At 63.4% G+C, this 23,370-nt stretch carries 18 protein-coding genes; 11 read left to right on the top strand and 7 right to left on the bottom strand.

Annotation, left to right across the window (positions count from 1 at the left end):
• The first annotated feature begins 7 nt into the window (after positions 1–7).
• The 4 genes from E5X88_RS20595 to E5X88_RS20580 are packed head-to-tail and all read left to right on the top strand — an operon-like array spanning position 8 to position 3,382.
• Positions 8–847 (top strand): carbohydrate ABC transporter permease, encoded by an 840-nt coding sequence (locus E5X88_RS20595; protein WP_292164514.1) that lies wholly within the window; start codon positions 8–10, stop codon positions 845–847.
• The gene (locus tag E5X88_RS20590) at positions 844–1,320 is read left to right on the top strand and encodes a DUF4304 domain-containing protein (RefSeq protein WP_292164512.1); all 477 of its coding nucleotides are present in this window, start codon (positions 844–846) and stop codon (positions 1,318–1,320) included. The genes E5X88_RS20595 and E5X88_RS20590 overlap by 4 nt, the downstream gene beginning before the upstream one ends.
• A complete protein-coding gene (locus E5X88_RS20585; protein WP_292164511.1) occupies positions 1,313–2,368 on the top strand; it encodes a Gfo/Idh/MocA family oxidoreductase in 1,056 nt (351 codons plus the stop codon). The genes E5X88_RS20590 and E5X88_RS20585 overlap by 8 nt, the downstream gene beginning before the upstream one ends.
• Positions 2,369–2,383: 15 nt before the next feature.
• Entirely contained in the window at positions 2,384–3,382 is a 999-nt protein-coding gene (locus tag E5X88_RS20580; protein WP_292164508.1) for an ABC transporter ATP-binding protein, read from the top strand.
• Between the two features lie 141 nt (positions 3,383–3,523).
• Here E5X88_RS20580 and E5X88_RS20575 read toward each other — a convergent pair whose 3' ends face one another.
• From E5X88_RS20575 to E5X88_RS20555, 5 genes are all read right to left on the bottom strand, one after another.
• Positions 3,524–4,369, bottom strand: a complete 846-nt coding sequence (locus E5X88_RS20575) for a fumarylacetoacetate hydrolase family protein (protein WP_292164507.1) — start codon at positions 4,367–4,369, stop codon at positions 3,524–3,526.
• 28 nt (positions 4,370–4,397) lie between these two features.
• Positions 4,398–5,129, bottom strand: a complete 732-nt coding sequence (locus E5X88_RS20570) for an SDR family oxidoreductase (RefSeq protein ID WP_292164506.1) — start codon at positions 5,127–5,129, stop codon at positions 4,398–4,400.
• A 179-nt stretch (positions 5,130–5,308) separates the two neighbouring features.
• Positions 5,309–7,681, bottom strand: a complete 2,373-nt coding sequence (locus tag E5X88_RS20565) for an aldehyde dehydrogenase family protein (protein ID WP_292164505.1) — start codon at positions 7,679–7,681, stop codon at positions 5,309–5,311.
• A 14-nt stretch (positions 7,682–7,695) separates the two neighbouring features.
• Positions 7,696–8,751 (bottom strand): deoxyribose-phosphate aldolase, encoded by a 1,056-nt coding sequence (gene deoC, locus E5X88_RS20560; RefSeq protein ID WP_292164504.1) that lies wholly within the window; start codon positions 8,749–8,751, stop codon positions 7,696–7,698.
• A gap of 164 nt (positions 8,752–8,915) precedes the next feature.
• Positions 8,916–9,743 (bottom strand): ferredoxin--NADP reductase, encoded by an 828-nt coding sequence (locus E5X88_RS20555; RefSeq protein ID WP_292164503.1) that lies wholly within the window; start codon positions 9,741–9,743, stop codon positions 8,916–8,918.
• A gap of 221 nt (positions 9,744–9,964) precedes the next feature.
• On the opposite strand from E5X88_RS20555, the gene E5X88_RS20550 reads away from it, so the two are divergent.
• A complete protein-coding gene (locus E5X88_RS20550; protein WP_292164501.1) occupies positions 9,965–12,049 on the top strand; it encodes a hydantoinase/oxoprolinase family protein in 2,085 nt (694 codons plus the stop codon).
• A gap of 1 nt (position 12,050) precedes the next feature.
• Entirely contained in the window at positions 12,051–13,802 is a 1,752-nt protein-coding gene (locus E5X88_RS20545; RefSeq protein ID WP_292164500.1) for a hydantoinase B/oxoprolinase family protein, read from the top strand.
• 126 nt (positions 13,803–13,928) lie between these two features.
• On the opposite strand, the gene E5X88_RS20540 is transcribed toward E5X88_RS20545, so the two are convergent.
• Together E5X88_RS20540 and E5X88_RS20535 are read right to left on the bottom strand one after the other, a co-directional pair.
• Entirely contained in the window at positions 13,929–15,338 is a 1,410-nt protein-coding gene (locus E5X88_RS20540; protein ID WP_292164497.1) for an RtcB family protein, read from the bottom strand.
• A gap of 901 nt (positions 15,339–16,239) precedes the next feature.
• Positions 16,240–17,799, bottom strand: coding sequence for an RNA-binding protein (locus tag E5X88_RS20535; RefSeq protein ID WP_292164496.1), 1,560 nt, complete (start codon positions 17,797–17,799; stop codon positions 16,240–16,242).
• A 207-nt stretch (positions 17,800–18,006) separates the two neighbouring features.
• On the opposite strand from E5X88_RS20535, the gene rtcR reads away from it, so the two are divergent.
• The 5 genes from rtcR to E5X88_RS20510 all read left to right on the top strand — a co-directional run bounded on the left by rtcR (position 18,007) and on the right by E5X88_RS20510 (position 23,338).
• The gene (gene rtcR / locus E5X88_RS20530; protein WP_292164495.1) at positions 18,007–19,608 is read left to right on the top strand and encodes an RNA repair transcriptional activator RtcR; all 1,602 of its coding nucleotides are present in this window, start codon (positions 18,007–18,009) and stop codon (positions 19,606–19,608) included.
• Between the two features lie 200 nt (positions 19,609–19,808).
• Positions 19,809–20,936 carry a transporter substrate-binding protein gene (locus E5X88_RS20525; protein WP_292164492.1) on the top strand — a complete coding sequence of 376 codons (1,128 nt, stop codon included), beginning with the start codon at positions 19,809–19,811 and terminating at the stop codon, positions 20,934–20,936.
• A complete protein-coding gene (locus tag E5X88_RS20520; protein WP_292164490.1) occupies positions 20,933–21,535 on the top strand; it encodes a transcriptional antiterminator in 603 nt (200 codons plus the stop codon). Before E5X88_RS20525 ends, E5X88_RS20520 begins: the two co-directional genes overlap by 4 nt.
• A gap of 19 nt (positions 21,536–21,554) precedes the next feature.
• Positions 21,555–22,421 carry an ABC transporter permease gene (locus E5X88_RS20515; protein WP_292164635.1) on the top strand — a complete coding sequence of 289 codons (867 nt, stop codon included), beginning with the start codon at positions 21,555–21,557 and terminating at the stop codon, positions 22,419–22,421.
• Positions 22,418–23,338 carry an ABC transporter permease gene (locus tag E5X88_RS20510; protein WP_292164489.1) on the top strand — a complete coding sequence of 307 codons (921 nt, stop codon included), beginning with the start codon at positions 22,418–22,420 and terminating at the stop codon, positions 23,336–23,338. The genes E5X88_RS20515 and E5X88_RS20510 overlap by 4 nt, the downstream gene beginning before the upstream one ends.
• Positions 23,339–23,370: the final 32 nt, after the last annotated feature.

Raw genomic sequence — 23,370 nt, 5'->3', positions numbered from 1 at the left:
GCGCAAGATGAGCACGGCAACCCGTTCGCTACCCCGCACCATCGGCGCCCACGCAATCCTGTTGACCTACACGGCGATCGCGCTGTTTCCGGTGATCCTCGTGATCATGAATTCGTTTAAATCCCGCGCGGGCATCTTCGGCGCGCCGCTGACGCCGCCGACGCCAAAAACCTTCGACCTGATCGGCTACACCACCGTCATCGGCCAGGGCGACTTCATCCACTATTTCCAAAACAGCCTTGTCGTCACCGTCGCCTCGCTATTCTTCGTGCTGCTGTTCGGCGCAATGGCTGCCTTCGCGCTGTCGGAATACCGCTTCCGCGGCAATTCGCTGATGGGGCTTTACCTGGCACTCGGCATCATGATCCCGATCCGCCTCGGCACTGTCGCTATCCTGCAGCTGATGGTGGCAAGCGGGCTGGTTAACACGCTGACGGCGCTGATCCTGGTCTACACGGCACAAGGCCTGCCGCTTGCCGTCTTCATCCTGTCGGAATTCATGAAGCAGGTATCCGACGACCTGAAGAACGCCGGACGGATCGACGGCCTGTCCGAATACACCATCTTTTTCCGGCTGGTGCTGCCGCTGGTCAGACCATCGATGGCGACCGTCGCCGTCTTCACCATGATCCCGATCTGGAACGATCTGTGGTTCCCGCTGATCCTGGCGCCGTCGGAGGAAACCAAGACGGTGACGCTCGGCGCCCAGCTGTTCATCGGCCAGTTCGTCACCAACTGGAACGCGATTCTGGCGGCGCTGTCGCTGGCGATCATGCCGGTGCTGACCCTCTACGTCATCTTCTCGCGGCAGCTGATCCGCGGCATCACCTCGGGAGCGGTCAAGTGAGCGAGGGTCGAGACATTATCGTCCAGAGCCTTGCCGAGAGGGCAAGCCGATATGGATTTCCAGGAGTGCGCGCCACGAATTACTACCGCGAATGGCCGGAAACGGTCTGCCTGCTTAACCTTCAGAAGTCCGCCTGGGGACCACAGTTCTATCTCAATGCGGCTGTCTGGCTGACGCGGTTAGGGGCGGAGCGCCGGCCAAAAGAATACAACTGTCATATTCGCTGGCGTGTCGATTCCCAGATGGAAGACGAGCAGTCGAAGACGTTCACCCAGGCGCTCAATCTTGAGCATCCTTTGCCTGACGATCATAGGCTTTCGCTGATCAAGGAAGGGGTCGATGCCTATGGCTTCCGACTTTTGTCCCGCTGTGACAGTGAAGCAGCGGCTTTGCGGGTCGCAGATGAATGCGAGCCACGGGTACTCGTGGCTCTCGTAGCTCGCAGGCAAGAAAAGGAAGATCGAGATGGCTGAACCCCTTCGCGTCGTCGTCGCTGGCCTCGGCAATATGGGCCGCAGCCATGCGCTGGCCTACCACACCAATCCAGGCTTCGAGATCGCGGCTCTGGTCAACCGTTCGGACGTGCCGTTGCCGGACGGGCTTTCAACCTATGGTATCAAGCGCTCCTTTGAAGAGACTTTGCGCGACGAGAAGCCCGATGTCGCCTGCATCGCCACCTATTCCGACAGCCATGCCGACTATGCGGTGAAAGCGTTCGAGGCCGGCAGCCACGTCTTCGTCGAAAAGCCGCTCGCGACGACGGTGGCGGATGCGAAACGCGTCGTCGCCGCGGCCAAGGCCAACGGCAAAAAGCTGGTGATCGGCTACATCCTGCGCCACCACCCGTCCTGGATCAGGCTGATCGCCGAGGCGCGCAAGCTAGGCGGCCCTTACGTGTTCCGCATGAACCTCAACCAGCAATCCTCCGGCCATAGCTGGGAGACGCACAAGCAGTTGATGCAGACGACATCGCCGATCGTCGATTGCGGCGTTCATTATCTCGACGTGATGCTGCAGATCACCGACGCCAGGCCGGTCGAGGTGCGCGGCATGGGGTTGAGGCTGACCGAGGAGATCGCGCCATCGATGTACAATTACGGTCATCTGCAGGTGCTGTTTGATGACGGTTCCGTCGGCTGGTACGAGGCCGGCTGGGGGCCGATGATCTCGGAGACGGCTTTTTTCGTGAAGGACGTGATCTCGCCCAAGGGCTGCGTCTCGATCGTCATGAAAGAAGGCGTCAGGTCCGACGACATCGACACCCACACCAAAACCTCGACCATCCGCCTGCACAGTGCGGCGACTGGCGCGGACGGCAAGTTCACCAAACCGGACGAGATGCTGTCGATGGAAGGCGAGCCCGGCCATCAGGACCTGTGCGATCTCGAACAGGCGTTCGTGCTGAAGGCGATCCGCGAGGATCTCGATCTGACCCGCCACATGGATGACGCGGTGAAGTCGCTCGCCGTCTGCCTTGCCGCCGACGAGAGCGTGCGCGGCGGCGTCGCCGTCAAACTCTAGAACAGGGACGAAGCCGTGGGTTCGCTGAACATCGAGAATGTGAAGAAGGCTTTCGGGCCGGTCGAGGTGCTGAAGGGCATCAACCTCGAAGTGACGGATGGCGAGTTCGTCGTCTTCGTCGGTCCCTCCGGCTGCGGCAAGTCGACCCTGCTCAGGGTCATTGCCGGGCTGGAGGATTCGACCTCGGGCCGTGTCGTCATCGACGGCGCGGACGTCTCCGCAACCCCGCCGGCCAAGCGCGGCATCGCCATGGTGTTCCAGACCTATGCGCTCTACCCGCATCTGACGGTGAAGAACAATATGGGCCTCGGCCTCAAGCAGGCGGGCACGCCGGCGACCGAGATCGACCGCCGCATCGGCATCGCCTCGTCGATGCTGTCGCTGGAACCTTATCTCGAAAGGCGGCCGGCCGAATTGTCCGGCGGCCAGCGCCAGCGCGTCGCCATCGGCCGCGCCGTAGTGCGCGAGCCCAAGCTTTTCCTCTTCGACGAGCCGCTGTCCAATCTCGACGCCGCACTGCGCGTCAACACGAGGCTGGAGATCGCCCAGCTGCACCGTCGGTTGAAGGCGACGATGATCTACGTCACCCACGACCAGGTCGAGGCGATGACGCTGGCCGACAAGATCGTCGTGCTGAACGCCGGAAAGATCGAGCAGATCGGCGGGCCAATGGAACTTTACAATTCGCCGGCTAACGAATTCGTCGCCGGCTTCATCGGCTCGCCGAAGATGAACTTCATTGATGGCGCCAGGCTTGGCGAAACGGCCAAGACCATCGGCGTTCGTCCCGAGCATCTGACCGTCGACGCGAAATCCGGCACCTGGAAGGGCACGGTCGTCCATGCCGAGCATCTCGGCGCCGACACCAATCTCTACCTCGACTGCGAGAAGGCCGGACTGATCACCGTACGCATCTTCGGCGTCTACAATGCCGAACCCGGCGCAACGCTCTACGCAACGCCGGATCCGGCGAGGACTTATAGGTTTGGAGTTGATGGCAAGGTGCTGAAGTAGCGCCTCCCTTTTTCCTTCTCCCCTTGTGGGAGAAGGTGGATTGGCGCGCAGCGCCAAGACGGTTGAGGGGTGTTGGACGGAGTGCCGGCGGTGCCAAGCTGGAACACCCCTCATCCGCCCGAGCTTCGCTCGGAAGAGCTCCTACACGTCCGCCTTGAACGTCTGCTTCTGCGTGCCCAGCCCTTCGATGCCGAGTTCGACGACGTCGCCGGGCTTCAGGAACACCGGCGGCTTCATGCCGAGGCCGACGCCGGGCGGCGTGCCGGTCGAAATGATGTCGCCCGGATGCAGGGACATGAACTGGCTGAGATAGGACACCAGGTAGGCGACGCCATAGACCATGGTCTTGGTCGAGCCGTTCTGCATGGTCTTGCCGTTGACCTTCAGCCACATCGGAATGTTCTGCGGGTCCTTCACCTCGTCCTTGGTCACCAGCCACGGACCGATCGGCCCGAACGTGTCGCAGGATTTTCCCTTGGTCCATTGGCCCTGGCGCTCGGCCTGGAACGCACGTTCGGAAACGTCATGCGCAACGCAATAGCCGGCGACATAATCCAGCGCCTCGGCCTCGGTGACGTATTTCGCGGTCTTGCCGATGACCACGCCAAGCTCGACTTCCCAGTCGGTCTTGACGGAGCCGCGCGGGATCAGCACGTCGTCGTCCGGCCCGACGATGGCCGAGCTTGCCTTCATGAAGATGATCGGTTCCGGCGGCACGGTGGCACCGGTTTCGGCGGCATGGTCGGAATAGTTCAGGCCGATGCAGATGAATTTGCCGGTGCCGGCGACGCAGGCACCGATGCGGGGCTTGCCGGAAACCGCCGGCAGCGATTTCGGATCGAGCTTCGACAATGTCTCAAGGGATGCCGGGTCGAGCGCCTTGCCGGCAATGTCGGTGACATGGGCGGAGAGGTCACGGATCGTCCCATCCGCATCGAGCAGGCCGGGGCGTTCGCTCCCCACCTCGCCATAGCGCAGCAGTTTCATAGAATTCCTCTCCTTGATTCAGATGAGCTCAGATCGACCAGCCACCGTCGATATTATAGGCCTGCCCCGACGTATAGGTGGCGCCGGCCAGATAGACGGCGAGATCGGCGATTTCCTCCGGCGTGCCGAGGCGGCCCATCGGCTGGCGGGCGATGAAGGCGGCGCGCGCCGCCTCGTAGTCACCCTGCGCATGCATGCGGTCCTCCAGCGACGGACTCTCGACCGTGCCCGGGCAGATAGCATTGCAGCGTATGCCCTTGCCGACATAGTCGGCGGCGATAGACTTGGTCAGGCCGATGACGGCCGCCTTGGTCAGCCCGTAGACGAAGCGGTTCGGCACGCCCTTGGTCGAGCCGGCCAGCGACGACATGTTGATGATCGAGCCGTCGCCGCGCTCCAGCATGCCGGGCAATACGGCGCGGATGGTGCGGATCATCGAGCGGACATTGAGATCGTAGGCAAAGTCGAGATCGCCGTCCTTCATTTCGAGAATCGAGCCCGAATGGACGAAGCCGGCGCAGTTGAACAGCACGTCGACGGGACCGATCTCCGCGAAGGCCGACGTCACCGCCTCGTCGTTCAGCACGTCGAGCTTGCGCGTCTTGATCCCGGACGTCTTGCCGAGTTCGGCGAGCATCACCTCGTTGATATCGGTGGCATGGACGATGGCGCCCGCCTTGGCGAAAGCCAGCGCGCTCGCCCGACCTATGCCTTGCGCCGCCGCCGTGACGACCACGACCTTGCCTGTCAGATCCGCCATTCTTTTCTCCTCTGTGGCCGCCCGGTTTTTACCGGCACGCGACCAAGGCGCAATGTGCCAGACGGGCACCCTTGTGCCGCCTGCGTCGCCGTTCGCTTTGGGGCAAATGTTTTTTCTCGGTAAAGAGCATCTTTCCTGCCGTCAAGCCCGGACGTCCTCTGCGAGCGCCCGACGGAAGCTCAGTCGCCGTAGGGCACCCAGACGTTCTTGACCTCGACGGCACGGCGCAGGAAGGCATCGCCGGCGGCCTCGGTCGAGGTCCAGTCGAGGCTGCGGCCGTGGCCGGTCCAGACGCGCTTGAGGTTGCCGATCGACTCGGCCTCGGCCTTGGCGCAGGTCTCGGCATCGGCGAACACCCAGAGCCCGTCGACGTCGTCATGCTTGGCCAAGACGCCGGTAAGTTCGGCGGTACGGCCGGTGACGATGTTGATGGCGCCGGCCGGAACGTCGGAATATTCGATGACCTGGTAGAGGTCGGTGGCGAGCAGCGGATATTTTTCGGAAGGCACCGCGACCACCGTGTTGCCCATGGCGAGCGCCGGCGCAACCAGCGAGATCAGGCCAAGCAAGGGCGCGTCGTCGGATGCGACGATGCCGACGACGCCGACCGGCTCGTGCAGCGCCAGCGTGACCGCGCGGGCCGGCGGCTGGTGGACGCGGCCCTCGAACTTATCGGCCAGGCCGGCATAGAGGAACAGCCGCTCGATCGACTGGTCGACCTCCTCGCGCGCCGCCTTGGCGGTGGCGCCGGTGAGCTGGGTGAGTCGCGCCGCAAATTCGTCGGCACGACCGGAGAGGTTCTCGGCCAGATAGTAGAGCACTTGGGCACGGTTGTAGGCGGTCGCCGCCGGCCAGCCCTTACAGGCACGCGCGGCCGCGACAGCATCGCGGATATCCTTGCGATTGCCGAGACCGACCTCGCCGGCGAGCTTGCCCTTGGCGGTGGGGACGGCGATCGAGTAATTGCCGTCCGGCCTGACCTGCTTGCCGCCGATGAACAGCTTTGCCGTGCGGTCGATGGCATCGCTTTCGGCCTGCTCGACAGGCTGGACCGAAGCCGTTGCCGGCTTGATGGCGGCTCCGAGCGGCAGTTTTACCGAGAGGTATTCGAACATGCCCTCGCGCCCGCCTTCGCGGCCGAAGCCGCTCTCGCGGTAACCGCCGAAGCCGCAGGCTGCGTCGAACATGTTGGTGCCGTTGACCCATACGACGCCGGCCTTCAATTGCGGCGCGACATGCAGCGCAAGGTTGACGTTCTCGCTCCACACCGAGGCGGCCAGCCCGTAGCGGGTGTTGTTGGCAAGCTCGATCGCTTCCTCGGTATTGCGGAAGGTCATGGTCGCGAGCACCGGCCCGAACACCTCCTCCTGCGCCAGGATATTAGCCGGCGAAACGCCAGTGGCGAGTGTCGGCAGATGGTAATAGCCGGAAGACGGCAGTGCCGCGTCCGGCTGCCAGCAGACGGCGCCCTGTTTGGCCCCTTCCGCGACCAGACCCTTGACGCGGTCAAGCTGGCTCAAGTCGACCAGCGGGCCGATGTCGGTGTTCTTGTCGAGCGGGCTGCCGACGCGCAGCCGGCTCATCCTCACCTTGACCTTGGCAATAAAGGCATCCGCGATGCCTTCCTGCACCAGCAGCCGCGAACCGGCGCAGCAGACCTGGCCCTGGTTGAACCATATACCGTCGACCAGTCCCTCGACGGCGCTATCGAGATCGGCATCCTCGAAGACGACGAAGGCCGATTTGCCGCCAAGTTCCAGCGATAGTTTCTTGCCCGAACCGGCGGTGGCCTTGCGGATGATCTTGCCGACCTCGGACGACCCGGTGAAGGCGATCTTCTGAATGCCGGGATGATTGACGATTGCCGCGCCCGCTTCCGGCCCGCCCTGGACGATGTTGACGACGCCCTTCGGCACGCCTGATCGTTCGCAGATCTCGGCGAACAGGATGGCGGTGAGTGGCGTGAACTCGGCCGGCTTCAGCACGATCGTGCAGCCGGCGGCGAGTGCCGGCGCGATCTTCCAGGCCAGCATAAGCAACGGGAAGTTCCACGGAATGATCTGGCCGACGACGCCGACGCCCTTATGGCCGGGAAAATCCCTGTCCAGCGCTTGCGCCCATCCGGCATGGTGGATGAAATGGCGAATGGCCAGCGGTACATCGATGTCGCGGCTTTCGCGGATCGGCTTGCCGTTGTCGATCGATTCCAGCACCGCGAACAGGCGCTGGTGGCGCTGCATGGCGCGGCCAATGGCGTAGAGCACTTTCGCGCGCTGATAGCCGGAGCTGGCGCTCCATTTCGGCAACGCCTTGGCCGCGGCCGAAACCGCCGCGTCGATATCGGCAGCATCGGCATTCGAGACCTTGGCCAGCAATTTTCCGGAGGACGGATCGCTGGTGTCGAAGGTCTTGCCGCCGTCGGCTGACTTCCAGTCGCCGCCGATGAACAGCGCCTTTGAGAAATCGCGTGCTGCCAGCCAGGCATCGGCCTCGTTGCGGGCCTCCGGCGCCGGGCCGTAATCCATGGCGTGATAGCGTTCGAGAATGTTCATGGAGCGCTCCGAAATCACGCCATCGCGTGACGATGATTGGCCGAATAACGGCCCGTCAGATGATGTTCGAGCTGGCGCTCGATGTCGGTCAAAAGGCTCGATGCTCCGAAGCGGAACAGATCGGGCTCCAGCCACCGCCGGCCGAGCTCCTCCTTCATCAGCACCAGCCAGTCGAGCGAAGCCTTGGCGGTTGAAATGCCGCCAGCCGGCTTGAAGCCGATGAGATAGCCGGTCTCCTCGAAATAGGCGCGGATGGCGCGCACCATGGCAAGGCCGACAGGCAGCGTCGCGTTGACGCTTTCCTTGCCGGTCGAGGTCTTGATGAAGTCCGCGCCCGCCATCATCGCCACCATCGAGGCGAGCATGACGTTGCGCAGCGTGGCGAGGTCGCCGGTGCCGAGGATGACCTTCAGATGCGCCTCGCCGCAGGCAGCACGCATCGCAACGATCTCGTTATAGAGCTCCTGCCACTTCGCCGCGAAGACCAGCCCGCGTGGAATGACGACGTCGATCTCGTCGGCTCCGTCGCTCACCGACGCCTCGATCTCCTGCAGACGCGTAGAAAGCGGGGTGAGGCCGTGTGGGAAAGCGGTGGATACGGCGGCGACATGGATGCCGGTGCCGCGCAGCGCATCGACCGCGGTGGCGACGAAGGGATGATAGACGCAGACCGCCGCCGGGCGGATATTTTCGCCTGCAATGCCGAGGCCTTCGACGATGTCGCGGCGGAAAGGATTGATCGCCTTGGCACAGAGCCGGCGCACGCGTTCGTCGGTATCGTTGGAGTTCAGCGTGGTCAGGTCCATGCAAGCGACGGCGCGCAGCAGCCAGGCCGCCTGATTGTCGGCCTTGATCGAACGCCGCTTGGTCAGGCTGGCGACGCGGCGTTCCAGCGCCGAGCGGTTGACGCTGCGCATCGATTCCATGAAGCCGAGATCGAGCTTCATGCCTGGATTACGGGCAATGCCGTGCGCTTGCGGCGCTGGTGCGTTGGCGGCGGTGCGCGCCGGCAGCGGCGTGACCTTGGAAGGCCCGGCACCGAGATCGGCTTCGCGGATTGTGCTGCTCATCTCCTGCCCTTTCGTTCGACGACTTGTGCCGAAGATAGACCGTGAAGCAGCGCTTCACGAGTCCTTCAGGCGGTCATAGCGGAAAAAGCCTGCGAAAACAGCTGATTTTGACCGCATGGTCAAAATCAGAGTCTGAATGCAGCAAACGCTGGACTGCTGGCGTCTCAGCCGACGAAGGCGCGCTCGACGACGAAGCTCGCCGGATGATGCAGCGAGCCTTCCTGGAAGCCGAGGCTTTCGGCCAGTTCCTTGACGTCCTTGAGCATGTGCATCGAGCCGCAGATCATGATGCGGTCGGTCTCCGGGTCGAGCTTGTCGATGCCGAGGTCGGCATAGAATTTTCCCGAGCCGATCAGCGCGGTGATGCGGCCCATGCGCTCGGACTCTTCACGCGTCGTAGAATTGTAAAGGGTGACGCGGCCACCGGTCAGCTCACCGATCAGCGGGTCGTTCTCCAGCTCCGCCACCAGCTCCTGGCCGTAGGTGAGTTCGGCCTTGTCGCGGCAGGTGTGGGTCAGGATCACCTGCTCGAACTTCTCATAGGTATCGGGATCGCGCAGCAGGCTGGCGAAGGGCGCGATGCCGGTGCCGGTCGAGATCATGAACAGGCGCTTGGCTGGAGTCAGCGCGTCGAGCACCAGCGTCCCGGTCGACTTCTGCCGCATGATGATGGTGTCGCCGACCTGGATCTTTTGCAATTCCGAGGTCAGCGGGCCGTCCGGCACCTTGATCGAGAAGAATTCCAGCTCGTCGTCCCAGGACGGGCTGGCGATTGAATATGCGCGGAACACCGGCTTTTCGGCATTGGGCAGGCCGATCATGACGAACTCGCCGGAGCGGAAACGCAGCGATTGCGGCCGGGTGATGCGGAACGAAAACAGCCGGTCGGTATAGTGCTTCACCGAGACGACGGTCTCGGCATAGACATTGGCCGGAATAGGGAATTGCAACGGCCGGGCGCCGACGGTGTTGAGCGCGGATGTGGTGTTCATCAAACCTATCCTTCTGGCCCAACCCCGAGGTGCTGACGCCAAATCCTCTCCTGCGCGCCCGAACCGGTCAGGTTCCGGCGTGCCGTTTGCACACTGCGAAGCGGTAAGCTCTTGTGTCCGGAATTTATTAGTATACAAATGATATTTGCGTCAAGACGCTAGCGTAAAACGCCTTTCCAAACTGCGACATATAAGTAGTCCGGGCATTTCGGGTTTCGACAATGAAAGAGAATTTTTCGGCGCAGACGCTGGATTCCCTAGGCAGCGTCGTCGCCGGCATCGATGTCGGCGGAACCTTTACCGACCTGCTTCTGATCGACGGCCGTAACGGTGGCCGGGTGCATATCGCCAAGACCCCGACCACGATCGACAACCAGGCTTTCGGTGTCGTCTCTGCGCTCAGTGCCACCGGCTTTCCGGTCGATAGTATAGACCTCATCGTCCACGGCACGACGACCACCACCAACGCCGTGCTGGAACGCCGGCTGGCCAAGACTGGCATGATCACCACGCGGGGCTTTCGCGACGTGATCGAGCTTGGCCGGCGGACGCGGCCGCAGCCCTATGGCATGACGGGCACCTTCGTGCCGATCATTCCGCGCAATCTGCGGCTTGAAGTGTCGGAGCGCGTCGAGGCCTCGGGCGCGGTGCGCATTCCGCTCGACGAGGCCGAGATGCGGGCTGCGGTAGAAAGGCTGATCGCGGCCGGCTGCGAATCCCTCGTCATCCATTTCCTGCATTCCTACGCCAATCCGGCGCATGAGCGGCGCGCCGCCGAGATCGCCGCGGAGCTTTGGCCGAACGGCTACATCACGTCGGGCCACGCGCTGCTGTCGGAAGCGCGCGAATTCGAACGCGGCGTCACCGCCTCGGTCAACGCCTCGGTGCAGCCGATCCTCCAGCGCTACGTCGAGCGGCTGCGCAAGGAATTGGAATCAAAAGGCTACGCCCGCGACTTCCTGATCATGAACGGCAATGGCGGCATGATCTCGGCCCGCTTTGTCACACGTGAGTCGGCCAAGACCGTCATGTCCGGCCCGGCTTCCGGCGTCATTGCGGCAGCCTATACCGGCAAACGCGCCGGCTTCGAAAACCTCGTCACCTACGACATGGGCGGCACCTCGACCGACGTGGCGCTGATCCGCAATGCCGAGCCGGCAGTTTCGAACGAGATCGAGATCGAATATGCCATGCCGATCCATGTGCCGATGGTGGCGGTGCACACGGTCGGCGCCGGCGGTGGTTCGATCGCCCGCGTCGATGCGGCTGGCCTGATCCAGATCGGCCCGGAAAGCGCCGGTGCCAATCCCGGCCCGATCTGCTACGGGCGCGGTGGCTTGGAGCCGACCATCACCGACGCCAATCTGGTGCTCGGCCGGCTGGCGCCGAAGAAGCTACTCGCGGTCGAGAACCCGGTCACCGTCGAATACGTCACCGGCATCTTCGAGGACAGGATCGGCCGCACCACCGGCCTGTCCGGTGTCGATGCGGCGGGTGCGGTGCTGCGGCTCGGCAACATGAAGATGGCCGGCGCCATCCGCATGGTGTCGGTGTCGCGCGGCCACGACCCGCGCGATTTCGCGCTGTTCGCCTTCGGCGGCGCCGGGCCGCTGCATGCGACCGCCTTGGCCCGCGAGCTCGGCCTGCCCAAAGTGCTGGTGCCGGCGCGGCCGGGCATCACCAATGCGCTCGGCTGCGTCGTTGCCGACCTGCGCCACGATTTCGTCAACACGGTCAACCAGCCGGTGGTGGGGCTCGATGAAGCCCAGCTTCACTCGATATTGGAACGGCACCGAAACGAAGGCGAAGAGCTGATCGGCAAGGAAGCGGTGAAGCCGGAAGCGATCCGCGTCACGCATTCCGCCGACATGCAGTTCGTCGGCCAGACCCACATCATCAACGTGCCGCTGCCGTCGTCCGCGGTGACGCGCGAGGTACTGCAGCAGCTTTTCGAGAAGGCCTATTTCGCGCGCTTCAAGGTCGAGCTGCCGGAAATCCGCGCCAATCTGGTCAACCTCAACACCTCGGTGACTGGTGTCAGGCCAGCGATGGATCTTTCCCGGCTGATCGACCCGGCGGGGCGCGCCAAGACACTCGATGAGGCGCGGCGCGAGATCCGGCCGGTCTGGTATGGCGGGCGCTGGCACGACACGCCGGTTTACAGCAGGGAAAAGCTGCCGCTCAACGCTGTCCTCGAAGGGCCGGCGATCCTCGAACAGATGGACGCGACTACCGTGCTTGAACCCGGCGACCGAGCGCGCTCGGACGCCGACGGCAACATCATCATCGACATTGGTGAGGCCTGAGATGGAAAAGCTCGACGCCATTACGCTTTCGGTCCTCCAGGCGGCACTGCAGCAGGTCTGTGACGAGATGGACCTGACCTTCTCGCGCGCCGCCTTCTCGCCTGTCATCGCCGAGGCCAATGACCGCTCCGACGGCATCTATTCGGCGGTCGACGGTTCGCTGATTGCGCAAGGCAGCCAGGGCCTGCCGGTGTTCGTCGGCGTGATGCAATATTCGACGCGGACGGTGATCGAGATGATCGCCGACGGCCGTTGCCTGCCGCCCGAGCCCGGCGACATCTACATAGTCAACGACCCCTATCTCGGCGGCACCCATCTGATGGACGTGCGCTTCGCCATGCCCGTCTACAGGGGTGGCAAGATTTTCTGCTGGCTGTCGAACACCGGCCATTGGCCCGACATTGGCGGTTCGGTGCCCGGCGGCTTTTCCGCCTCGGCAACAGCGGTCGAGCAGGAAGGTTTGCGGTTGCCGCCGGTGAAACTGTTCAAGAAGGGCGTTCTCGACCCAGAGATCTACGCCATCATCTGCTCCAACATCCGTGTCGCCGACCAGCGCATCGGCGACATCCGCGCGCAGGCGGCGGCACTGCTGATCGGCCAGGACAGGCTGAACGAAATCCTAGATCGTTACGGAGACGAAATGGTTATCGGCGCGATCGCCGAATTGCGCCGCCGCGCCGCCGAGCAGATGCGCACCAACATATCAGCCATTCCCGACGGCACCTATCATTCGAAAGCCTTCGTCGATTCCGACGGGGTGGTGAACGAGCCGCTGACCATCGCGCTTGCGGTGGAGAAACAGGGCGACACACTCAGCTTCGACTTCGCCGGCTCGTCAAAGCCCTGCGCCGGGCCGATGAACAGCGTGCTGGCGACGACCTTGTCCTCGGTCTATCTCGCCATGCGCCACATTTTCCCGGACGTGCCGATCAGCGCCGGCGCCTTCGAGCCACTGATCGTCAAGCGGCCGGAAGGCACTTTTCTCGACGCCAAATATCCACGCCCGGTGTCGGGCTGCGCGGCCGAGGTTTCGCAGCGCATCGCCGAAGCGGTGTTCGCGGCGATGGTGCAGGCGCTGCCGGACAAGGTGACGGCGGCCCCGGCCGGCTCCAGCGGCAATTTCGCACTCGGCGGCAACGATCCGGCGCGCGGCCGCGACTATGTCATGTACCAGATCTCCGGCGGCGGCTATGGCGGCAACGCCGGTCACGACGGCCTGACCAATGGCTGCTCGACCATCGGCATCTCCAAATCGCCGCCGGTCGAGATCATGGAACAGGCCTTTCCGGTGCTCTACCGCCATTATGCCCTGCGCGAAGGCTCGGGCGGCGCCGGCAAGCATCGCGGCGGTTTTGGCCTCGCCTATGAGGTCGAAATCCTGCGCGGCGACGCCCGCGCCTCCTTCGTCATGGATCACGGCCGTTTCGGCCCACAAGGCGCGCTCGGCGGCAAGGACGGCGCGGTCAATACGGTGACCGTGTTCCGCGACGGCGAGGAGCACGTGCCGCCGCATCTCTCCAAGGAGCAGGATATCGCGCTGAAGGCCGGCGACCGTGTGCGTGTCGGCACGCCGGGCGGCGGCGGCTACGGCGACCCGTTGCAGCGCGAGGCTGATCTGGTGCTGAGGGATGTTGCCTTGGGCTATTACACGCCCGAGGAGGCCTGCGAAAAATTCGGTATAACCCTGTCGGCGGATGGGCTGGCAATTGACCGCGAGGCGACGGCAACGACGCGCGCTTCCGCACGTCGTTGACTGCCTGACATTGCTCCGCTTCGCTTCGCCGGACTGGCCCGCGACCAGCCGGTCGCTGGCCCATTGGATAAACATCATAGTCGCGCATGGGCGTTTTCCGGCTCGCGCCCACTGCGGTTCTAGAGACTACAACTGACGCCCCTGCTGCCAGCGCATCTCCCTTTTCTTGCGCCAGGGCGCGTTGGCTTCCCAGTCGCCGGCCATGATGCAGCCATAGGGCACCACCTCGTCGACGATCTCGGCCAGGCCAAAACGCTCGATCTGCCGACGCATCGAAGCCGCGTTCTTGTAGGCGCTCGGCAGCTCCGAAATATCCGTCACGCCCGAGAAGAAGCGGGCATCGATGCCCTTCGTCTCTTCCGCGAAGATATCGGCGTCGCTGCGCCCCGCCTGCATGCGCCGGTGCTGGGTGCGCGAGAAATTGCGCCCGGCGCCGTGCGGTGAGAAGCCAAGTCCGTGCGCTGCATTCTTGCCGCGCACGATCAACACTGGTTCCGCCATGTTGAGCGGGATCAGCGTCAGATCGGTCGCGTCGTCGGCCCAGTTGTCGAAGGCCGGCGTGGCCCCCTTACCGTGGTAGAACAGCCCGTCCGAGCGGCGGAAGACGAAGTTGTGCTCGTTCCAGAACCGGTCCGACACACGCGTTGACAGGCGCTCGGCCGCCAAATCGTGGATGAGCAGGTGATTGCCCTTGGTCCACTCGCGGATCGTCTGCAATGCCGTCCAATAGTCCTCACCCTCCCTGGTGTCAGCAGGTATCCAGGCGTTTTGCGGCAAGGTCTCCGGCGACAGGATCTTGCGAAAACCCTCGGCGATTTTCATCCCCTTGCTGTAGAGCCGGGCGCCCGGCGAACGCGAGCCATGATGGGTGACCAGCGCGGTCTCGCCGCTCGACTTCAGCGTGCCGACATAGGCGAAATGGTTGCCGTCGCCCTGCGTGCCGAAATGCTCGATCGCCGCGCTCTTCACGTCACGCAGCAAGGGACTGGCCTCGAAACGCTCGAAAACCTGCTGCGCCGGTCGGAACTGCTGGCCACGCGGCCGCCCGCCCGGACCGAAATGGGTGACCGTCTGGACGGCGTCCAGCAGCGCGGCAGGCGCCACGCCAGGGAATACCGAGATCGCCATTGAGCAGCAGATGTCGGCCGAGTGCATGCCAGGATGGATTGCCTCGGATACGGCGACACCGCCAACCGGAATGGTGCCCGACGGACCGGTCGGGCAGGCATCCGGCATGATGGCACCGGCGCGGATGACCGGCGTGCGCATCAACTCGATCATGCTCAGCCTGACCATTTCGACATTGGCGGCTTCCTCAGGCGTTTCGGCCTCGATGTTCAGATGCAGTGGCATGGAGGCAGCTGCATGCAGCGGCATAGCCGGCGGCGGTGCGAAAGCGCGCGCGGCCTCCAGGGCATCGCCATGCGATCCGCCACTCTCCAGCACCGCGTTTGCAGCGACGAGCGCCTTGCCGAACCACTTGCCCTGCGGCATTCCGGCGTCGATCAAATCCTGTCCACTCAAAATCTCGATCATGGCTTTCACTTTCGGTACCACTGCCCTTGGCAGCACTTCGTATTGCGAACAGACGACAAGAAAATACGAGACATTTTTCCGCCACTTCGCGAAGCTGCGAAGGAGGGACACGAACCCTCACGCCTTTCGGCACCCGCGTTTGCGAGCTGCGTCTACCTGTAGTCCCGTCAGCATTCGCCCTGTTCAATCGGCTGGCGACAAGGATCGGCAAGACGGTGACTGCGCCACCCCGCTCCGCAGAGCGAGAGAGTGATTTGAACACCCGACCTCCCGCCTTTCGACGGGCGCGCTACCTGTAGTCCTGCCTGCATTCGCCATTTCGCTCAGTCGCCGCGGCGACAAGGGATGATGAAACACCGGGAGTCCCGCTCGTGCCAGAGAGCGCCTGCAAGGTGAGGAGTCGAACCTCACGGAGCATCCCGTTCCTGATGCTGTAGTTCCATCCGGCATTCGCCGCGGTTTTGTTGAGAGGTCATGACGGCAAGGTGTTGGTGAAACGTTTCCCGCCGACCACTTGGCTACGTGCCCGATGGGACACGGCAGGAATCGAACCTGCGTAAGGAGCACCTGAAGCTGTAGTTCCAACCGGCATCCGTCATGCCTTGTGTTCAGTTCCTTTCTTCCCAAGGCTCGATCGGAGCCGCGCAAAGCCGTCGGGCATGACGACAAGGTTTGACGAAACGTCCCGCTCTAACCGCTGAGCTACGGGTCCATAGTGGCGGACCCGACGGGATTCGAACCCGCGACCTGGAGGTGAACAGCCTGTAGTTCCATCGGCATTCGTCATGCCCTGAATTTGTTCCAGATGGTCCCGGCAGGCGCGCTGCCGGGACCGTTGTCTATCTCTTTGTTTTGACGCAATTCCGGACGGAAAACCGCTTCACACTTTTCCTGGAACTGCTCAGAGTTCGACCGCCTCGATCGTGCGCACCCAATGGTCCGGGTCGCCGCTCGAGGACAGCATGGTCCCGATCACGTCGAAGACGCGGTCGGAGAACCCACCGACATTCAGGATGTCGGCCTGCGGCTTGGCCTGCGTTGTCGTGTACGGCTGGATGTCGACGCAGACCAGCTTGGCTGCCGGGTTCAACCCCTTCAGCTTCTGCCATTCCTGCATCGTTGCCGTGCCCTGATGGGCATGTGCAGACGCATCCACCCAGGACTGGTTGTCCGACACGAACACCACCAGGTCGACCTTGGCCTTCTCGCGAACCAGCCGTGCCAGCGGAGCCGAACAGTTGGTTCCGCCGCCACCGATGGCGGCAAGCTTCGCGGCATTGGTCATCACCGCGTCGCGCGCGTTGAGGCTGACATCCACCACATCGTTCTCGAACGGCAACACCCTGGCCGTCGGATTGCGTCGCAACATTGCGGCGGCCACCAGGGCAGCCACATCGATGCAACGCACGGCCGAAGTCGCGCCCTTGCGGTAACCGGTCGCCGGCGACGCCATCGACCCCGAAACGTCCGGGCACACGACCACGTTGCCCTCGATCCGGGGCACGTTGCCGAGCGCGATTTCCATCGCATCCTGCAGCGCATCCCTGACCACGCCAGGCACTTTCGCATCGACCATGGTGAACGCCACCATGAGCTGATACGGGTACACCCGCGCGCGCCGGATCTCTTCCGGATCGCGCAAGCGCGCCGCCAGCCTTTCCGCGAACCCTTCCACTTCGAACACGCCGTTGCGGGCAAAAGTGTTCAGGTTCTGCCGCAGCATCTGCCAGCCGGCCGTCGCCGCGATCTGCACCCAATGCTCTGATGTCAGCGGCATCGAGGTCAGCATCTGGAACGGCACTTCCGGCACGGGCAGCGTCGGATCGCGCTTGAACGCCTCGAAGGCCTTCACCACGTCCGGCAAGGCCGCAGCTTCATGCGGCTTACCGATCAGGTAGCCATAAAGCGCCTCACGCGACGCCGATTTCGGCTTCGGGTGAACCATCTTGATGACGTCAGCCAGCGACGGATCATTGCCGACCGCAGCCCGCATGATCTCGTAATCGGCCGCCTGTTCGAGCCAGGCCTGGACAAGGCGCTTCGGCCGCGTGCCGAGCGACTTGCGCCCGGTGGCGCCGGAACGCATGACCTGCACGAAATTGCGCAGCATCTTGCCGTTCCTGACGACTCGCCCGAACGCCCGGTTGAACTCGTCGCCCTGCATTGACGAGAGAACAGCCAGCAGTAGCGCCGGCATGTCCTTCATGTAGCCCTGCTCGAAGGCGTGGACGGCGGTGCGCGCCAGGAATCCCGGCTCGACCTGCCAGGCCAGCTTCAGCACCTCGTCCAGTTGCTCGCGCGGCTCGGCATAGAAGGTCGCGTTGAACGTTCCCGTCGCCGCCAGCTGCGCCAGAGCCTGATGAGGCGACAGGCGGTAAGCCTGGGCGCCTTCATGGTTCCGAGCGTCAGCCGGCGGGAGCAGCTTTCCTGCAATCGTCGCAAACACGGATTTGTTCGCCATTGTTCTCATCCTTCATTTTCACACCAGTAGCATTACAAGCCGCGTGCCAGTTTAATGGAGGAATCTGGTTTTGGATTGCGGGCGACATACAAACCATTGTTTTTACTATGAAATAATTTTGAAGGAAATCGGCTGACAATCGGAGATGTTTAGGCCAGTATCAGAAAAGTGATATTTTAATATCGTAGTTTATACTGAGGGATAAAAATGCGAAGGCGGGTCGCGATCGGCATTCTCGGCACCACGCTCGACGCCAGCGGGCGGGACGACCGCTGGAAGAGGTGGCGACCAACGGTTGCGCTGTGCCAGCAGCCGGGGCTTTTCATCGATCGGCTGGAGCTCATCCACGACGTGCATTCGCAGCGCTTGGCCACGCAGATCATTGCCGACATCGAGGAGGTTTCGCCGGCCACTGAGGTCAGGTCACATATCATCGGCATGAAGGATCCTTGGGATTTCAGCGAGGTTTACACCGAGCTGCGCGACTTCGCCCGCGCCTATGTGTTCGACCCCGAGAAGGAAGACTATCTCGTCAACATCACGACTGGCACGCATGTCGCCCAGATATGCTGGTTCCTGCTCACCGAAGCCCGCTTCATCCCGGCGCGTCTGCTTCAGCTTTCGCCACGCAAACGCGAGGGCAGTGACGATCCTTCCGGCAGTTATTCGATCATCGATCTCGACCTTTCCCGCTACGACGCGATTGCCACGCGCTTTGCCGCCGAACGCGATGAGGCAACGTCGTTTCTGAAATCGGGCATCGCCACCCGCAATCCGGCTTTCAACCAGATGATCGATCAGATCGAGAAGGTGGCGATAAGGTCGCGTGCGCCGGTGCTGCTGACCGGTCCAACCGGGGCCGGCAAGTCGCAACTGGCCAGGCGGATCTACGAGCTCAAGAAGGCGCAACGGCAGGTCTCCGGTGCCTTCATCGAGGTCAATTGCGCCACGCTGCGCGGCGACCAGGCGATGTCGACGCTGTTCGGCCATGTCAAAGGTGCGTTCACCGGCGCCCAGAACGGGCGCGCAGGGCTGATGAAATCGGCCAACAAGGGCGTCCTGTTCCTCGACGAGATCGGCGAACTCGGCCTGGACGAGCAGGCCATGTGCCTGCGCGCCATCGAGGAAAAGCGTTTCCTGCCGGTCGGCGCCGATCAGGACGTGATGTCGGATTTCCAACTTCTCGCAGGGACCAATCGCGATCTTTCGATCGGCGTCAAAGAGGGCAGGTTTCGCGAAGATCTGTTCGCGCGACTAAATCTGTGGACTTTCCAGCTCCCCGCCTTGCGGGATCGCAAGGAAGATATCGAACCAAACCTCGAGTTCGAACTGCGCCGGTTCAGCGAGCGTGAAGGACAAAACGTCACCTTCAACAAGGAAGCGCGAGGGCTCTATCTGAAATTCGCGATGGCGCCGGAGGCCATGTGGCGGGCCAATTTCCGCGATCTTTCGGCATCCGTCACACGCATGGCAACGCTTGCGCCGCTCGGCCGCATCAACGAGGAGACCGTGCACGAAGAAATCGATCGCCTGAGGGTGTTGTGGCGCGCCGGTTTAGCCGCCGGCGACGGGGAGTGCATCCTGTCGGAAATTCTCGGCCCCGAGCGCCAAAGCCGGATCGACATGTTCGACCGGACGCAGCTTGCCGCCGTGCTCGAGGTTTGCCGTGACAGCAATTCCATCAGCGCGGCCGGGCGAAGATTGTTCGCGGTCTCGCGGCTGCAAAAAACTAGCGGCAACGATGCCGACCGGCTGCGTAAATATCTCTTGCGATTCGATCTGAGCTTCGACGACATTACCCAAAAATGATCGGACACGTTCGCGGCTCAACCTGTCGTCGGACGCAACGCGGTCACTTTCCCGGCCCTCACTTTCCCGCTTGACTGACTCGCCGTACCGAATACGCTAATGGGGAAAATACCGGCTCCGACCGCCGGGCGGCAAAAATGCCTCGTATGCCTCGCCTTCCGCGGCGGCGGCTGCGGGGCATTGTTATTTTGGGGATTTGCTTGGGACGGCGTATCGAAATCGGCATCCTTTACTCGCGATCGGGCAACTACCGCCTGCTGTCCGAATCCTGCCGTTCGGGTGCGATGACGGCCATCGCCGATGTCAACGCCGATCCTGCCATCCCGATCGAATTCGTTCCGGTGGAGCGCGACCCGCAAGGCAACATCGACGGCTACGCGACGGGCTGCGCCGACATTCTCGCCAACAGCGGCGCGCGCCACATCATCGGCTGCATCACGTCGTGGAGCCGCAAGGAGGTCATTCCGATTCTCGAGCGCGCCGGCGGCACGCTCTGGTACGCCTGTCCCTATGAGGGCTTCGAAGCGAACGAGCATGTCGTCTACATGCACGCTTGCCCGAACCAGCATCTCGTCCCGCTGCTGGCCTATGTCGTGCCGCGCTTCGGCGCCAACGGCTTCCTGCTCGGCTCGAACTACATCTGGGGCTGGGAGACCAACCGTGTCGCCCGCGACCTGATCGCCGACGCCGGCGGCAAGGTTTTGGGCGAGCGCTATCTGCCGCTCGGCGAGGTCGATGTCTCCAGGCTGATCGCCGAGATCCAGGCGACCCGGCCGGAGTTCGTCCTGAACAACCTGATAGGCTCCTCGTCCTATGCCTTCATCGCGGCCTATGCCGAACTTGCCGAACGCGACCCGCATTTCAGGCCGGAGCGCTGCCCGATCCTGTCCTGCAATCTCACCGAATGCGAGTTGCCGGCGCTCAACGAGGCGGGCAACGGTCACCTTTCCGTCGGGCCGTACTTCCACGATATCTCGGCGGCCCATCGCCAGGGCGATTCGGTGCCTTCCATCATGCCTGCCTCGTCCTTCGAGGCGGCGGCCTATGCCTCGGTGCGGACGCTTGCCGAAATCCTCGCCCGCAATCCCGGCGCACAATGGCCGGACCTTCCTCAGGCCTTTTTCGGAACGTCATTTCGAACCCCGCTGGGCGACATCTCAATCGATCCGCAAACCCAGCACGCCACCTTGCCGGTGCAGATCGGGCGCATCGAGGGCACCGCGTTCAGGACCGTCACGGTAACCAAGGGTGTCGCGCCCGATCCCTATCTGTCCCGGTATGACCGGACCGAGACGTTCGGCCGCCCGCGCCTGAGGGTGGTGTCGTGAGCAAGGTCCCGCGCATCCCGAATCTCGGCGGCGCCAGGGCCTTTGTCCTGCATCGTCCGCATCCGACGGTGCAGACGATCACACGGCAATTGTCGGCCATCGGCCTCGAGACGGTCGGCTGCTGGCCGGAGCTGCCGGCCGAGGCGCTGGCGGCGGATTTCGTCTTCTTCGACGCCGATCTCGGCTTCGACGAACAATTCCCGTGGACGCCGGGCGAGGCGCCGATGCCGCTGGTGGCGCTGATCGGCTCCGAAGCGCCAGGCCGCATCGAGTGGGCGCTGTCGCACAAGGCCGACGCCCAGCTGCTGAAGCCGGTCGGCAACGCCGGCGTCTATAGCGCCCTGTTGATCGCGCGGCAGAGTTTCGAGGCGCGCAAGCTTTTGGCCAGCGAGATCGCCTCGCTTCGGCTGCGGGTCGCGGAACGCCAGACCATCGTGCGCGCGGTCGAGGCCTTGTCGAAAAGCGCCGGGGACGGCCGCGCCTATGCGCAGCTTCGGTCGCTGGCGATGAACTGGCAGATCAGCGTCGAGGAGGCCGCGCGCCGGATCGTGGCGATGACGGAAGAAGAAGGCGGCGATGACCAATCCCATCGCGCCTGACCTTCCGGCAGCAGGGCGCATGCCAATCAAGCCACGCGCCGGCGTCTGGCGGCGTCTGGTCAAGCGTCCCCTGGCATTGATCGGCCTGGTGATCGTTGCCGTCGTAGTGGCCGGCGCGATCCTGGCGCCGTGGTTGACGGGCTACGATCCGAACGAGCAGATGTTCGACGGGCTGACGCTTGAAGGCGCGCCCTTGCCGCCGAATGCCAGCTTCTGGCTGGGCACGGACCTGCTCGGCCGCGATCTCTTGACCCGCATCCTTTTCGGCGCGCGCACCTCGCTGATCATCGGCATCGTCGCAAACGGCGTGGCGCTTCTGATCGGCACGCTGGTCGGCGTCACCGCGGGTTATTTCCGCGGCTGGATCGGCGGCGCGCTCATGCGCTTCACCGATCTGATGATGGCCTTTCCGGCGCTGCTGCTCGCCATCTGCCTGGCGGCGGTGCTCCAGCCAAGCCTGTGGATCGTTGCCATGGTGATCGCACTGGTGAACTGGGTACAGACCGCGCGGGTCATCTATACCGAGACCAGTTCGCTCGCCGAGCGCGAGTTTATCGACGCCGAGCGCACCATCGGCGCAAGCGCGCCACGCATCCTGTTTCGCCATATCCTGCCGCATCTGCTGCCGACAATCATCGTCTGGGGCACGCTCGGCATCTCGACCACCGTGCTTTTGGAAGCGACGCTCAGCTATCTCGGCATCGGCGTGCAGCCGCCGACCGCATCCTGGGGCAACATCATTTTCGAGAACCAGACCTATTTCCAGGCGGCGCCCTGGCTGGTGTTCTTTCCGGGCGCTGCGATCCTAGCGCTGGCGCTGGCCTTCAACCTCGTCGGCGATGCGCTGCGCGACATCCTCGATCCGACGCAAAGGGGCCGGGCATGATCGCCTATCTCGGCCGCCGGGTCATCCAGTCCGTGCTCATCCTGCTCGGCGTCTCGCTGATCACCTTTGCGCTGCTTTATCTTTTGCCCGCCGATCCCGTCCGCCAGATCGCTGGCCGCAGCGCCACGCCCGAGACGGTCGAGAGCATCCGCCGCCAGCTCGGCCTCGATCAGCCCTTCGTCATCCAGTACTGGCACTATCTGGTGAGCCTGCTCAGCGGCGATCTCGGACGCTCCTACATCCAGCGTTCCGAAGTCACGGAGCTCATCGTCTCGCGGCTGCCGGCAAGCCTGCTTTTGATGGTCGGCGCCATCCTTTGCGAGTTGGCGATCGGCCTGACGATGGGCCTGCTTGCCGCCGTCAGGCGCGGCACCGCCACCGACCAGGCACTGATGGTCGCGTCCTTTGTCGGCGTCTCGGCGCCGCAATTCGTCGTCGGCCTGCTGCTCCTTTATGTATTCGCCGTGCGGCTCGGCTGGTTTCCGATCGGCGGCTACGGCAGCTGGCGCCATCTGGTGCTGCCCTCGCTGACCATGGGGATCCTTGGCGCCGGCTGGTACGCCCGCATGATGCGCTCGTCGATGATCGACGTGCTGCGCCAGGACTATATGCGGACCGCCCGCGCCAAGGGCCTTGCGCGCGGCGCCATCATTTTCCGCCACGCACTGCCCAACGCCATCCTGCCGGTCATCGCCATGATCGGCATCGACATCGGCATCTTCATGGGCGGCATCGTGGTGGTCGAAAGCGTGTTCGGCTGGCCCGGCATCGGCCAGCTTGCCTGGCAGGCCATCCAGCGCGTCGACATTCCAATCATCATGGGCGTCACCCTGGTTTCGGCCTTCGCCATCGTACTCGGCAATCTCCTGGCCGACACCGTCGCACCGTTCATCGACCCGCGCATCAAGCTCAGATGAAAACCAAAAAAGAGACCGATAACAACCAGAGA

The sequence above is a fragment of the Mesorhizobium sp. genome (assembly GCF_004962245.1).
GTDB lineage: Bacteria > Pseudomonadota > Alphaproteobacteria > Rhizobiales > Rhizobiaceae > Mesorhizobium.
The sequence above is the reverse complement of the archived record's forward strand: the minus strand, read 5'-3'. Positions and strand labels throughout refer to the sequence as shown.